Source organism: Virgibacillus senegalensis (assembly GCF_000821245.2).
GTDB lineage: Bacteria > Bacillota > Bacilli > Bacillales > Amphibacillaceae > Sediminibacillus > Sediminibacillus senegalensis.
The window spans coordinates 25749-38620 of the sequence record NZ_LN611423.1 but is presented as its reverse complement, the minus strand read 5'-3'; the positions used below and the strand labels follow the sequence as shown (position 1 = coordinate 38620).

Annotated in this window: 16 protein-coding genes; 10 read left to right on the top strand and 6 right to left on the bottom strand. The window is 43.5% G+C overall.

Annotated features, from left to right (window positions below):
* Nucleotides 1–356: 356 nt before the first annotated feature.
* Nucleotides 357–1286 carry a manganese-dependent inorganic pyrophosphatase gene (locus BN1067_RS01550; protein WP_053217177.1) on the bottom strand — a complete coding sequence of 310 codons (930 nt, stop codon included), beginning with the start codon at nucleotides 1284–1286 and terminating at the stop codon, nucleotides 357–359.
* A 519-nt stretch (nucleotides 1287–1805) separates the two neighbouring features.
* Between BN1067_RS01550 and abc-f the strand changes: the two genes are divergently transcribed.
* Nucleotides 1806–3437 (top strand): ribosomal protection-like ABC-F family protein, encoded by a 1632-nt coding sequence (abc-f, locus tag BN1067_RS01545; protein ID WP_053217193.1) that lies wholly within the window; start codon nucleotides 1806–1808, stop codon nucleotides 3435–3437.
* Here the strand turns inward: abc-f and BN1067_RS01540 are convergent.
* Complete coding sequence (locus BN1067_RS01540; protein ID WP_199868446.1) at nucleotides 3434–3622, bottom strand: hypothetical protein; 189 nt, start codon at nucleotides 3620–3622, stop codon at nucleotides 3434–3436. The two genes, abc-f and BN1067_RS01540, sit on opposite strands and share 4 nt — an antisense overlap.
* A 95-nt stretch (nucleotides 3623–3717) precedes the next feature.
* On the opposite strand from BN1067_RS01540, the gene BN1067_RS01535 reads away from it, so the two are divergent.
* From BN1067_RS01535 to BN1067_RS01525, 3 genes are all read left to right on the top strand, one after another.
* Entirely contained in the window at nucleotides 3718–3909 is a 192-nt protein-coding gene (locus tag BN1067_RS01535; protein WP_053217175.1) for a hypothetical protein, read from the top strand.
* 197 nt (nucleotides 3910–4106) lie between these two features.
* Nucleotides 4107–5279, top strand: a complete 1173-nt coding sequence (locus BN1067_RS01530; RefSeq protein ID WP_053217174.1) for a sensor histidine kinase — start codon at nucleotides 4107–4109, stop codon at nucleotides 5277–5279.
* Nucleotides 5279–5929: a response regulator transcription factor gene (locus tag BN1067_RS01525; protein WP_053217173.1), complete on the top strand. Its 651-nt coding sequence runs from the start codon at nucleotides 5279–5281 to the stop codon at nucleotides 5927–5929. The genes BN1067_RS01530 and BN1067_RS01525 overlap by 1 nt, the downstream gene beginning before the upstream one ends.
* Before the next feature lie 4 nt (nucleotides 5930–5933).
* On the opposite strand, the gene BN1067_RS01520 is transcribed toward BN1067_RS01525, so the two are convergent.
* Nucleotides 5934–6101, bottom strand: coding sequence for an anti-repressor SinI family protein (locus BN1067_RS01520; RefSeq protein ID WP_199868445.1), 168 nt, complete (start codon nucleotides 6099–6101; stop codon nucleotides 5934–5936).
* A 247-nt stretch (nucleotides 6102–6348) separates the two neighbouring features.
* On the opposite strand from BN1067_RS01520, the gene BN1067_RS01515 reads away from it, so the two are divergent.
* Genes BN1067_RS01515 through BN1067_RS01505 form a run of 3 tightly spaced genes read left to right on the top strand, consistent with a single transcriptional unit; the run spans nucleotide 6349 to nucleotide 8122 of the window.
* Complete coding sequence (locus tag BN1067_RS01515) at nucleotides 6349–6675, top strand: PadR family transcriptional regulator (protein WP_053217172.1); 327 nt, start codon at nucleotides 6349–6351, stop codon at nucleotides 6673–6675.
* Complete coding sequence (locus tag BN1067_RS01510; protein WP_053217171.1) at nucleotides 6672–7229, top strand: HAAS signaling domain-containing protein; 558 nt, start codon at nucleotides 6672–6674, stop codon at nucleotides 7227–7229. The genes BN1067_RS01515 and BN1067_RS01510 overlap by 4 nt, the downstream gene beginning before the upstream one ends.
* Nucleotides 7226–8122 carry a DUF4097 family beta strand repeat-containing protein gene (locus BN1067_RS01505; RefSeq protein ID WP_053217170.1) on the top strand — a complete coding sequence of 299 codons (897 nt, stop codon included), beginning with the start codon at nucleotides 7226–7228 and terminating at the stop codon, nucleotides 8120–8122. Before BN1067_RS01510 ends, BN1067_RS01505 begins: the two co-directional genes overlap by 4 nt.
* 150 nt (nucleotides 8123–8272) lie before the next feature.
* Here the strand turns inward: BN1067_RS01505 and BN1067_RS01500 are convergent, their stop codons facing one another.
* Nucleotides 8273–8476, bottom strand: coding sequence for a hypothetical protein (locus tag BN1067_RS01500; RefSeq protein WP_053217192.1), 204 nt, complete (start codon nucleotides 8474–8476; stop codon nucleotides 8273–8275).
* 183 nt (nucleotides 8477–8659) lie between these two features.
* Nucleotides 8660–9382: a hypothetical protein gene (locus BN1067_RS01495; RefSeq protein ID WP_053217169.1), complete on the bottom strand. Its 723-nt coding sequence runs from the start codon at nucleotides 9380–9382 to the stop codon at nucleotides 8660–8662.
* A gap of 189 nt (nucleotides 9383–9571) precedes the next feature.
* Between BN1067_RS01495 and BN1067_RS01490 the strand changes: the two genes are divergently transcribed.
* Together BN1067_RS01490 and BN1067_RS01485 are read left to right on the top strand one after the other, a co-directional pair.
* Nucleotides 9572–10633: a tellurite resistance/C4-dicarboxylate transporter family protein gene (locus tag BN1067_RS01490; protein WP_053217168.1), complete on the top strand. Its 1062-nt coding sequence runs from the start codon at nucleotides 9572–9574 to the stop codon at nucleotides 10631–10633.
* 27 nt (nucleotides 10634–10660) lie between these two features.
* Nucleotides 10661–11044, top strand: coding sequence for a DUF488 domain-containing protein (locus BN1067_RS01485; RefSeq protein ID WP_053217167.1), 384 nt, complete (start codon nucleotides 10661–10663; stop codon nucleotides 11042–11044).
* 309 nt (nucleotides 11045–11353) lie between these two features.
* Here BN1067_RS01485 and BN1067_RS01480 read toward each other — a convergent pair whose 3' ends face one another.
* Entirely contained in the window at nucleotides 11354–12316 is a 963-nt protein-coding gene (locus tag BN1067_RS01480) for a D-2-hydroxyacid dehydrogenase (protein ID WP_053217166.1), read from the bottom strand.
* A gap of 253 nt (nucleotides 12317–12569) precedes the next feature.
* On the opposite strand from BN1067_RS01480, the gene BN1067_RS01475 reads away from it, so the two are divergent.
* The gene (locus BN1067_RS01475; protein ID WP_053217165.1) at nucleotides 12570–12794 is read left to right on the top strand and encodes a hypothetical protein; all 225 of its coding nucleotides are present in this window, start codon (nucleotides 12570–12572) and stop codon (nucleotides 12792–12794) included.
* Nucleotides 12795–12872 lie beyond the last annotated feature (78 nt).

The window sequence follows — 12872 nt, the reverse complement described above, 5'->3', positions numbered from 1 at the left end:
TAACGTACAAAGAATATAACAACCACTGTAAAATAAAAGTTGGCATTTTTTTCACAAAAGTATTCTTTATAACATGCCGCTTATTTAATATGGCACGGTAGGCTATTCCTTCCAACTCGCTTTGGAGGACTTTTTTTCCTTTTGCAGACATGAGTGTGAACGGTTTTTTTATGTAATTCGCATATATATATATTTAAAATCTACAAGAAGGCATCCATTTCATCTTGGTGGATGCCTTCTTCTTACATTTAGTTGAAAAGGAATACAAGCAAATTCCTATAGACATTAATCGTAATAAATCCTCGTGCTTATTGATTAGCCTTTCTTTATACCCGTTTGCCGCTTTCATAGCTTATTCAATCCGCAAAAGCATGAGTAAGTGGAGGCACAACCTGTTTTTTACGAGAAACAACCCCGCTGAGGAAAGCCATTTCCTCTTTTAAAGTAGTTGAAAAAGCTTGTTCAAATTTGTGTTGTTTTTCTCCTAAAACCATTACAAGCGATTCGCTGGTCAAAATATCAGTGACCAATAATACGAACAAATCTAAATCGTTGTTTTCAATTTTTTCGGAAATAGCATTTTTTATCTCTTCACTGCGGGATTGGACATTGCTTGTATCCACCACATTTACTTGAGCGATTTCTACGTTTGCGCTTCCCATTTCGAATAATTTAGCGTCAATTGAAATTATTTCTTTCGGATCGAGGTTCTCTGTCCCGGCTCCGGCTTTTAACAGCTCCATGCCGTATGCTTCAATATCCACGTCCGCCAGTTTACTAAGTTCTGAAGCTGTTTTTTGATCAACTTCGGTCGAAGTTGGAGATTTAAATAATAAAGTATCCGAAATGATTGCTGAGAGCATCAGTCCGGCAATGGCTGCATCCGGCTCTAACCCATGTTCTTTATAGATTTTATATAGGATGGTTGCTGTGCATCCTAATGGTTCAGTCCGAAAATAGACAGGCTGATCGGAAGAGAAGTTGGAAATGCGGTGATGATCAATCACCTCAACAATATTCCCTTCTTCTAAATTGTCGATACTTTGCGAAGGCTCATTATGATCTACCAGTATGACGTCTTGATTTTCTGCCAATTTTTCTGCAGCCAATTCGGGAGGCTGGATTGAAAATGTATCAAGAGCAAATTGCGTTTCATTTGAAATCTCGCCGAGCCGGACGGGTTTCGTCTGAAATCCCAATTTGTTTTTTAAATCAGCATATGCGAGGGCAGAGCATATCGCGTCCGTATCGGGGTTTTTATGTCCGAAGATTAACGTTTTATCCATTTTCACCTATTCCTTTCAATTGGTAGTTTACTTATTATCTCCTACCCATCATGCTATAAAATTTCTTCCATAACAAATTTTTTTAAAAAGAAGCAGTAAAAAACGTTTGTTAGAATCGCACACTCTTTATAAAGAATGACGACCGAAAAAAATAACAACCACTGTTGCCAAAAAATCAGCTAGCCATATTTTTAATCCGAAATCGCTTTGCGGCAACTTCAAGCTATGCTATACTGAACGTACTACAGACGAAAGGAATGATGGGTGGACAATGAAGAACTAATCTTATTCTCAACTGTTTGAAATAGCATATTTCAAAACACACGAAATAGGATTAGTCTGCCCATTATTTGAATAATTGAATAGCTGTTTCAGCATACAGCTTATTTGATATGGCACCGGTATGGCTAATCCTTCCAACTCGCTTGGGAGGATTTTTTATTGGCCGCTTCGTTTTTTTTAAAAAAACAGTACGCTGGCCATGCGAAAAGTCCTCCCTTACGGAAAGGGATTGATAGGATGAAGGAATTATTGAAACTGAACAATCTTGGCTATGAAGTCATGGATGTTAACCTGTTTGATAAGGTGAATGCCAGTGTGCAGCAAGGAGAGGTCGTCGGCATTATCGGCAAAAACGGTGCCGGGAAATCGACTCTGCTGAAGTTGATTGAGGGGGAATTGACTCCAACAGAGGGGCATATCCAATGGATGCAGCAACATATAACCATCGAAATGGTCGAGCAGGAAACAGAAACGCACGAATCGGAAAATAGGTCAGCGGATGAAGGAAAGCTGCGGAAGAAGTGGCAAGTGCCTGACCATGATTACTCCCATTATAGTGGTGGAGAAAAACTGAAAGCCCGGCTAGCTGCAAGTTTTTCTAAAAGTGTGCAGCTATTGCTATTGGATGAACCGACCAACCATCTCGATCAAAAAAGTACGGAACTTTTACTAGAGCAGATGAATAGCTACCGAGGTACCATTATTCTCGTGTCGCACGATCGTTATTTTTTGGATGAGGCGGTTACGAAAATCTGGTCGTTGGAAGGAAAAAAGCTGATCGAGTACGCTGGAAATTACTCCGATTATATGGAAATCCGCAAGCAACGGAGGCTCACACAACAGCGGGAGTATGATAAGCAACAAAAAATGATGCAGCGCATCGAAGGACAAATGAATGAACTCACTTCCTGGTCGAAAAAGGCTCATGCGGAATCGACGAAAAAGGAAGGGTACAAGGAATATTACCGATTGAAAGCGAAACGAATGGATGCCCAGGTGAAATCGAAACAGAAACGGCTGGAAAAAGAGCTGGAGAAAAACAAAGTGGAACAGGTAGAACCTGAATACATGGTCGATTTTACGATGCAAGCCAACAGTAAAGTAGGTAAACGTTTCTTGGAGGTAAAGTATTTGAACAAGTCCTTTGCTGGTAACACGTTGTTCCGGGATGCCAATTTTATCATTCAACACGGCGAAAAGCTTGCTATCACCGGTCCAAATGGCAGCGGGAAAACAACCTTGTTGAACATCATTATGGGGAAAGAGCCTGCAGAAGGCGAGGTATGGATTTCCCCTGCTGCCGATATTGGCTATTTAACCCAGGAAGTGTTTGATCTGCCGCTTGATAAAACGCCAGAACAGTTATTTTACCAAGAAACGTTTGCGGAGAGAGGGAAGGTTCAGAATTTAATGAAGCACTTAGGCTTCTCTGCTGCACAGTGGAAAGAGCCGATTGCCGACATGAGTATGGGGGAGCGGGTGAAGTGCAAGCTAATGGCTTACATTTTAGAAGAAAAAAATGTGCTCCTTCTCGATGAACCCACCAATCATTTGGATTTGCCTTCGCGCGAACAGTTGGAAGAGACGTTGGCCAACTATAACGGGACGCTGGTTGTCGTATCACATGACCGTTACTTCCTGGAAAAAACGACAAGTGACAAACTCGTCATCGCCGATCATCGAATTCAAAAGCAAGGCAATATAGCATCCTCCAAAGCGGATGAGCAGGAAGAATTACGACTGAAACTGGAAACAGAACGACAGGAAATACTGGGGAAACTCAGTTTTATGACGCCAAGTGATAAGGAGTATGCAAAGCTTGACGCAAAGTTCCTCGAGCTTACCAAGCAGATCAATCAGCTGCGTTAAAGCATGATATGGAGCCTGGGACAAAACTCTTCGTAACCAATATAAAAAAAGAAGCCGTTCTCACCTTCATTTTTATAAAGAGCAACGCTCCACTCCGGCAAGGTACTTTGCTTTCCACGGGCAGGGTTTCTGCGCGCGTCCTTCCCGCTGGAGACATACGCCGCGCGTTTTAGATAGATGCTCATCCATCCTTTTGTCCAAAAACCTTCCAAAAATAGGTTTTACCTAAAGAGGAAACAGACAAAGCTTGTCGAATTGGTAATATACGAGGAGGGGGCTTATGAAAGTGATCATGAAGTTTTCAGATGGAAACGTCATAGAATTGCCAGATGCTTCTAAAGCCAGCGAATTTGTAGATTTAGTTAAAAAATCGAGAAAACATAATAGAATCCTGAAGTTCGAAAATCCTTCCACCGGCCTCCACTTGAAGCGGAATGCCACGGAAGTTGTTTCTGTAGAGGTGGTATTTTAGCATTATAAAGTTTCCCTGAATAACATTGAATCGTAAACTGTATTGTTTCTCTTTCAGCATAGAGGCCATCTCGTTTTGAAAAATAGGACGGTTCTGATTAGGATGATTCCAAGTAAAATTCAACGAGGTACCTGACCATTTGACGGAATTTTTTGTTAAAATGAATAGGGATATATAACTAGTTAGGGAGGAAGAAGATGGGCCGAAAGCTGGAACGGAAGATCGATATTGGTGTAGTAGTTATGCTTTGTCTCATTACCCCGCTGTTTGCCATGGATCCGCAGGAACATCCTGTTACACTGTATTCACTTGCCGCCCTGCTAATCTTTTCTTTCATCCTACGGAATTTCGTCGTTTATATAGACTTACGTACGAGGGTAGGAAGTTTGGTGTTATGGGGACAACTTTCGCTTGCTGCCGTTATGACATTGGTTGACCAGTCTTTTATTTCGCAAATTTTTTTACTGTTTCTCATTGGGGAAGCGGCTTTCCATCGCACTATGCTTCACAGCTGTGTTTATACGGTAGCAGCCTACCTGTCTTTTGTTGTCGGTAGGTTTGCTGTTTTTGATTTTCCTGCTGAACAAATATGGGAAATCGTTATTCCGAAAAGCTTGGAATTTATTTGTTTTTTCGCTATCAGTTACTTGGCCAAGTACATAGCTGCTCAAAAACAACAGCTTTCCAATGCGCACGAGCGGATGAAGCAAGCTTCCATTCAACTGGAGGAAACTACCATGCTGAAAGAGCGGACAAGGATTTCCAGGGAAATCCACGATACAATCGGTCATTCGCTTACCACCGCAATCATGGGCATAGAGGCGGGCAAACGCCTGTTGAAACAAGACGAAAAGAAAGCGGAAAAAATGCTTGTCGATATAAAACAGCAATTGCAAATAGGGCTGAACGAGGTACGGAAATCAGTACGGACACTGAGCGAACCGTATGCGCCGGCCGATTTCACGAAGCATCTCGCCGATTTGATGGAAGATACAATTGACCGGACAGGAGTGGGGATTGCATATGAGATAGATAACCTGGATGACAAGCTCAACGGTGATCAGGCAATAACGGTGGTCCGTGCCTTGCAGGAAGGACTTGCCAATGGATTGCGTCATGGAAATAGTACGCAGTTCCAATTCACCCTGGAGCAGCACGCCGACAGCGTCTTCTTTCATCTTGTCGACAATGGGAGAGGGTTTACAGTGGACCGGACCGCTCCGGGATTTGGACTGATGGGTATGGAAGCGCGTGTCCGTCAGCTGAATGGTGCGTTTCAAATCGATTCGGCACCAGGGGATGGGGCTACTATCACTTTTTCCTTTCCTCTGACAGAGGGAAAAGAAAGAATCAAGGCAGGTGCAGGCTGATGAATCCAATAAACGTATTGATCGCTGACGACCAGACGATTTTTTGCGAGGGACTGGCTGCGTTGTTGGACCTTGAGCAGGATATCAAAGTGGTTGCTTGTGCGGCAAACGGCTCGGAAGCAATCGAGTTTGCCGAAAAGCACCGGCCCGATATCGTCCTCATGGATCTTCGCATGCCTGGAGTGGGCGGACTTTCAGCGACAAGAATGATCAAAGGGAAGTTTCCGGTGATGAAAATTCTGATGTTGACCACTTTTTCCGATGACGAATATATTGCAGAATCCATGAAAATCGGGGCTTCCGGATACTTGTTGAAGGATGCAGATGCAGACCAGATTATCCGTGGCATACGGGATTGTTATGCTGGCCAGTTGCTTTTGCCTGCTTCGTTTCATACAATGCTGGCAGATCATCTGGGAACATCCCATGAAAGCGTTCCACAGTCACCCTTGCCGGACGCCGTGAGGAATGCACTGACAAGGACAGAGGAAGAAATGTTGCATTTGCTGCTTGATGGAAAAAAGAACAAAGAAATAGCAAAGGAACTCTATTTATCTGTGGGAACGGTCAAGAATTACCTTAGCCAGTTGTATAAAAAACTGAACGTCCGTAGCCGCAGAGAAGCCTTGGCCATGCTAAAAAACCGGTAAATCATTATCTTTTCCCGATATCTTCGAACGTGGAACTCTTTGCTGAACATTCATTCACAAATTGCTGCAGAAAATCGCGGATTTCTTGTGACGTCATACCTAGTTCCCGTGCTTCCTGAAAGAGTTCCAACCATTCTGCATCTATGTATGGCTTTTCTTTAAGACTTGCCATCATCATTCCTCCCAGAGACTCGTTCTTACCTCTATTTTATGTAAATGCCTGCTGTATGGATAGATAATAAAAGTAATGGAAAGGTCATAAAGGTAACATTTTAAGAAAGAATCCGGATTTTAGTAAGTACGTGAACATTTTCATTTTCATTTTACTACCTTGCAATGTTCACTACTGAATGATATTCTATAGTGGATCATAGATGACTAACCAAGAATAAAGACACCAAGCACAGGAGGAGAGCCCAGTGAATGTTCAGTTCAAAAAAGGAGCATTGGAACTATGCGTTCTCGTTTTAATCTGCAAAAAAGATCAGTATGGTTATGAACTGGCACAAAATGTAGCAAAGTACATTTCCATTGCTCAAGGGACCCTTTATCCATTATTGAGAAGGCTGACGAAGGAACAATATTTGGAAACCTATATGTCGCCTTCAAGGGAGGGTCCGGCCAGAAAGTACTATAAACTTTCCGAGAAGGGAGAAGAAAGGATGGAAACACTCATAGAAGAATGGAATCAATTTACGGTTTCTGTCAATGGATTGGTTCAGGATATCAGGAGGGGAGAAGCGTGACAAAAGACATGTTTTTGAAAGAAATCGACAAACGGCTTAAAGGTCTCTCCAATAAGGAAAAAGAAGAGATATTGTTCGATTTCGAAGAGCACATAGATGCTGCATTATTGGAAGGAAGAGATGAACGGGAAATCGTGGAAGGACTGGGAAACCCGGCCGCAATTGCAAGAGAGTTAACTGCAGAAGCGAGTCTGAAGATAGCAGAACAGGAACGTTCCATCCCGAATATTGGAAGGGCTGTCATGTCCATCCTCGGTGTAAGCTTGATCAATCTCCTCATCGTGCTTGGCCCTGTCCTTGGTCTTTTAGCCTTGTATTTCGGTTTGTATGGGGCTGCTGCAGCTTTGTCGCTTTCTCCATTGATTTTTCTCTTCAAGGTTGTATTCCTGCACTCCTCCAATCTGTTATTTGACTTTTTTGTATCGATTACGTTGGGTAGTTTCGGAGTGCTTTGTAGTATCGGTTTGTGGCAAGCAGGAAAATGGCTGTATCGTTTGCTGATCCGGTGTATGAGGTTCAACTTTTTATTAATGAAGGGAGAAGGTTCCAAGTGAAAAAATGGATCGTGACCTTGTTGACTATACTGATTGTCGGAATGGCAGGGATAATAACTATTTACCTTACAACGGGTATTTCCCGTGCATCTGTCATAGCGGAGGAGAGCTTTCAGGCAGGTGAAATAACGCGTATTCAAGTTGCGGCAACTTCGATGAATGTGACGGTGAAGAGCCAGTCATCCGATCAAATAGAGGCAACGGTGAAAGGTGACGTCTTGGAAAAAGACCAGGATGAGCAACTTTTTCAAATAGAGAAAACAGATGACATGATCCTGATCACCCAAAAAGAGAAAACCTTAGGTTTTTTACCATGGGACACGGTAAAAAATTTGCAGGTAACGGTAAGCGTTCCGGAAAAATCGTATGACAAAGTTTCGATTGAAACAACTTCAGGCGATATTGTCCTAGATCATGTAGAAACGGTCAGCGTGCAAATCGCATCTACTTCAGGTGATGTAGATTTGACCGGCAACAAGATAACAGACAGCCTGATGATAGAGGCGACAAGCGGAGATATACAAGCAGAGAAAAATACCATCGATTCCGCTTCCATCAAAACAACCAGTGGTACCATCACTAATCAGCAGGCTGAAGGATCGCGGTTCGAGTACGAAGCAACCTCTGGTGATGTTGTACTTTCCCATTCCGATGAAGTAGAAGAAGTGAATATCCAGACTACAAGCGGTGATGTTTCCACTGAATATGAGATGCCGTTGGAGCAGTTCGAAGCAGACTTCCAAAGCAGCTCGGGCGACGCAGCAGTCCATGCCGAAGACATGCTGTTTGAGGAGAAATCCGAGCATCGTATCCGCGGTTTCATCGGGGAGAATCCTGTCCACATACTGAAGGTCAGGACGGATTCAGGTGATTTTATATTGAATGGGAGGTAACTTCTCACAGGTGCTTTCATGGCAATGCAACAAGTGCCTTTAGAACATGCAGGATAGGAGACTAGTTTGCCGGGCGCATTTGAGCAAAAAGGTGAGCCGGTTCTGTAGTGAAGAAGAGGGACTTTTGTGTAAAAAGTCCCCATCTCCTTTTCATTGACTTCTGGGAGTGTTCCGTTTTTTCTGCGCCTGCCAGGTCGTGATCATACTGGGAACGCCGGCTAACATACTCACCATAAAACTCCATATTACATATCGCCATTCCCCGGTGAAGTAAGCTATAACGATGAAAAACACGAGCTGGCCGACAAGCGCAAACCAGGAAGCAATCCAGGCAAATCGTAGATTTTCTCTCACCTTATCACCCTTTCTGGAAAACAACTTCTACAACCTTATTGATAATGAAAGCTTAGCATAATTCCATTAAAAGCGGGGAGGTCAATTTTCCTCCGATGAGGCTCTTTCTTCTTATGACACTCCCGAATCTTTAGGGTTTAAGAAATTGATACTAAGGTTTTTTTTGGTGAACGCCAGGATTTATTACCATTCAAAGATGTATTTCAATGTTAAAGTGATGGCCGTATGGCTCAGTGCTCCAATCAAAAACGCGGGCAAATGAGCGTTTTCCTCGGAAGGAAGTTCTTTTTTGAGGACATTTAAAATCATTGCACCGGAAATGAATGCGTAGACAAGTGCAAGCACGAACGGCGAAAATGGAATCACTATTCCACCGATCCAGCCAATGAAAATACCGACCGCCAATATATAGCGTCCGAATTTTTCATACTGGTAGGAGTCTTCGCGCCACAAATCGTGAGACACGGCCATGTAATGAAATCCTACCGCTACCCCGTAAAATGCCGCCTCCACACCTTCTATATCTGTTCCAAACACGATAAAAGCAATCAACATGTTATAGACGCTGAAAAAAGCGATTTGAATCCAAAAGAAGCTGCCTTCGCCGTTGGGATGTTCTCTTTCCGCTTTACCGGCCGCCTTATGGATGGCAAAAAAGACAATGACACCGATCAGGCCGATAAAGTAGAGCTCCGTCTCCATCGTCAATCCGCCAGCCTTGTCGCCATAATCCTCCTGTTGTTTATGCAGAGAGGGGAGCACATAGACAAATACATAGGAAACAGCAATCCCCCCAGAAAAAGAAAGCCATCTTTCGGGTCCGAGACGGGAAGAGGCGATGATTTTATTAGAAAACAACTGGACTATCAAGTAGACAATCCCGATTATGATACTGCCTGCTGACACTTGGTTTCCTCCATCTCCATGCGGTTTTTATTTTATCGGATTCCCCGGGAGCGTTGGCTGTAAACCAAAGCAAAGAACTCGCTTGCCCGGTTTTCCGACTTTGCGGAGACAAGTGGAACGATTTACAATAAGAGGAGTGCTTGTTTTGTGAACGGCAAGACAGCAGAGACAATATAGTAGGTGAACAGGATGAAGGAATTTATCAAACGGAACGCTGCTGGATTATTTCCCGGTTATTTTGCCATGGTAATGGCGACAGGAGCACTGTCCATTGCTGCGGAAGTACTCAACATGGAATGGATGGCGAAAGGTTTATTAACGATCAACCTATTCGCTTATTTGTTACTTTGGCTGTTGACGATTATTCGGCTGACCGGCTATCGGCGATTATTACTAGATGATTTCGGCAATCACAAAAAGGGACCGGGCTTTTTTACGTTGGTAGCCGGCACATGTATGCTTGGCGGTCAATGGATCATCCTAACGGAAAAACCTTATTTGGCCATCTGGCTATGGGCTGTCGGGATTGTTTTGTGGCTGGTCATCATGTATAGCTTTTTTACGATTGTAACGGTTCGACAAGCAACACCTACGCTCGCTTTTGGGATAAACGGCTCCTGGCTGTTGGCGGTGGTGGCAACCCAGTCGCTATCGATATTGGGCACGTTGTTGTCGGAAACCCTGATAACGGGAAAACAGCCGTTGTTATTTTTCACTTTAAGCATGTACTTGCTCGGATGTATGCTGTACATTATCCTGATTACCCTGATCTTTTACCGGTTCGTTTTCCTGCGGCTGGAGCATGGAGAACTGACTCCGCCTTATTGGATTAACATGGGAGCGGTGGCAATCAGTACGATGGCTGGTTGTACCCTGCTGCTGCATGGCGGCAGCTGGCAGTTAATCGAAACGATAAGACCGTTCCTTACAGGTTTCACGTTATTCTTTTGGGTGTTTGGTACCTGGTGGATTCCGCTACTGGTGATTTTGTTTGTATGGCGGCATGTGTACCACCGTTATCCATTAACCTATGAACCGCAGCAGTGGGGGATGGTGTTTCCGCTAGCGATGTACACGATTAGTACGTTTTATTTAGCTATGGCTTTGGATATCGATTTTTTATTGGCCATTCCAAGATATACGGTTTTTGTCGCCATGACTGCTTGGCTGGCTGTATCAGGTGGATTGCTCTATCATGTATTCAAAAAGTACCGGACATACAGGGAAGAAGGAAAACAGAAGCTGCATTAAAAACGTTTCAGCAGAGGTGTGTTAGAAATGAAGGTGTACATAAAAAGAGTGTACGAACGCCCGGAATTGGATGACGGGGTCCGCGTGTTGGTCGACAGAATATGGCCGCGTGGCCTTTCCAAACAAAAAGCAGCGGTGGATTACTGGCTGAAAGATCCTGCTCCATCTACCGAGCTGCGCAAATGGTTTCAGCATGATCCGAAAAAATTTCCGATTTTTAAACAAAAATATCTCGAAGAACTGGAGCAGGATGACACTAAGAAGGAGCAAATCAGGCTGCTGGAATCGTTGCTCGAAGAAAAAGAGCGTATCACCCTCGTCTACGGAGCGAAGGATACCGTCAACAACCATGCTGTTGTACTCCAGGAATGGCTGATCCAGCGTATTTCTGGAGAACTTCCGGGCCGTTGACTTGAACTGTTTCGGCTTTCGCTAGTAAAATAGGAATATAAAAACGAAAGAGAGGAATGTTTTTATGTTCCGTCTTTTTAAAAAGAAAAAGTGCGCAATTTGCGGTCAGAAAACGGTAAGGCCGACTGAATATATAGATGATAGAGGCGAAAAGGTACTTGTTTGTTATAAATGCGTACCATATGCGGAAAGAAGGGCGTTCCGTAAAAAAGGTAAAGCTGGCTAAATGAAAAGGCGCGCAAACCTCAATGGTGGGCGCGCCTTTTTTATCGGATTTTTCGGTTGTCTCTGCAACAAAAAAAGCGGTAATCAGTATCCTTTTTCGTAATCGACCAGGTTGACCGGAGGGGTTTCTCCTCTGGTATAGGCTTTCAAATTAGGAATGAAAATGTCTTCCATCACCCGTTTGTCATAGTACTCGGTGGAACCGGCAGAATGCGGCGTCAGAATTACATTATCCAACTCCCAAAGCGGACTGTTTTCCGGCAGTGGTTCTGTTTCAAACACATCCAGTCCTGCTCCGGCAATTTGCCCGGATTGCAGCGCTTCGACCAACGCTTGCTCGTCGATTACTTCTCCTCGTCCGATATTGACGAAGAAGCTGGATGGCTTCATCTGTTGGAATTGTTCTTTTCCGAATAAATGGCGTGTTTCACTAGTAAGTGGCACAGTCACAATCAGATAATCACATATCGGCAATATTTCGTTTAGCCGATCGGTTGTCACCATTTCATCAACAAACGGTTCCTGTTTTTGAGAATGTCTCACCCCGATTACCTTCATGCTGAAGGCTTTGGCAATCTTCGCTGTTTCTTTGCCTATTGCTCCCATTCCAATGATTCCGACTGTCTTTTCGTGTATTTCCAATTTTAACTGTTCGTGTGCCCATTTTTTCGTTCCCTGATTTCGTACATATACGTGAAGCTTACGCGTCAGTCCGAGCATCAACGCGAAAATCGTCTCGGAAATTGGATAAGCATGAACGCCGTTGGCGCTCGTCAAAGCAATGTTACGCTCGGCAAACTGATCAAGTGGATGGCTGTCCACGCCTGCACTCCAGCTTTGCACCCAACGGAGATTGGATTCCGCTCCCAGGACGGTATCTGTCATGTCTTTTTTCCAGCCAGCAATAATTTCCGCTGTCTGGACGTGCTCCTGCCAAGTTTGTTTATCCTTGCCGACAATCACTTCCCAATCAGGTACAATGCTTTCTACTTGTTCTTGCAAATGTTTTTCGATATTTTGTGCGATAATCAGCTTGCGTTTGCTCATTCTGTCACCTCATTGTTTGGGATAGTTCTATTTCTATCATTCTATCATGAAAGCGGTTGAAAAGTGGTGATCCTGCTTTCTGAGAGGATAAGGAGGAGAGGGGATCCAAACAAGAGCAGCTCTGTGAACAAGAATTCCGAAGTAGGAGGACTCACTTCCAAGCTAGAAGATTAATTCTAATCGAAACGGAAAATAAAAAGGATACCAGTAAATGTTATACTATATTATAATGAGGCAAAAGGGGGCTGAGGTTATGGAAGATCAAACGACATCTGAGAGCAGATATATGATGGTCAAGATGAACAGTATGGAAACAAAGAGTATCCAAAATATAGATCCGACCTTTTATGTCTATGATAAAAAAGGAGAGAAAACTATCTCTTTTTCCGTTTCCGAAATGGCTGATTTAGAGGATACAGATTTGAAAGCATATTTAAAAGACTATTTTCAGCAGCTAGTAGAAGAAGCCTCCAAATAGGAGGCCACTGAAAAACTGAAGTTTTATGAGAGGTAGAATTTTAAAAAAGCGGTCCGTGCGGAAATCAATTTCCGCACG

Bases quoted from the DNA above. Each gene is read 5' to 3' on its own strand.
- BN1067_RS01550 (WP_053217177.1), bottom strand. From the start codon at position 1,286: ATGGATAAAACGTTAATCTTCGGACATAAAAACCCCGATACGGACGCG.
- abc-f (WP_053217193.1), top strand. From the start codon at position 1,806: ATGAAGGAATTATTGAAACTGAACAATCTTGGCTATGAAGTCATGGAT.
- BN1067_RS01540 (WP_199868446.1), bottom strand. From the start codon at position 3,622: ATGAGCATCTATCTAAAACGCGCGGCGTATGTCTCCAGCGGGAAGGAC.
- BN1067_RS01535 (WP_053217175.1), top strand. From the start codon at position 3,718: ATGAAAGTGATCATGAAGTTTTCAGATGGAAACGTCATAGAATTGCCA.
- BN1067_RS01530 (WP_053217174.1), top strand. From the start codon at position 4,107: ATGGGCCGAAAGCTGGAACGGAAGATCGATATTGGTGTAGTAGTTATG.
- BN1067_RS01525 (WP_053217173.1), top strand. From the start codon at position 5,279: ATGAATCCAATAAACGTATTGATCGCTGACGACCAGACGATTTTTTGC.
- BN1067_RS01520 (WP_199868445.1), bottom strand. From the start codon at position 6,101: ATGGCAAGTCTTAAAGAAAAGCCATACATAGATGCAGAATGGTTGGAA.
- BN1067_RS01490 (WP_053217168.1), top strand. From the start codon at position 9,572: ATGAAGGAATTTATCAAACGGAACGCTGCTGGATTATTTCCCGGTTAT.
- BN1067_RS01485 (WP_053217167.1), top strand. From the start codon at position 10,661: ATGAAGGTGTACATAAAAAGAGTGTACGAACGCCCGGAATTGGATGAC.
- BN1067_RS01480 (WP_053217166.1), bottom strand. From the start codon at position 12,316: ATGAGCAAACGCAAGCTGATTATCGCACAAAATATCGAAAAACATTTG.
- BN1067_RS01475 (WP_053217165.1), top strand. From the start codon at position 12,570: ATGGAAGATCAAACGACATCTGAGAGCAGATATATGATGGTCAAGATG.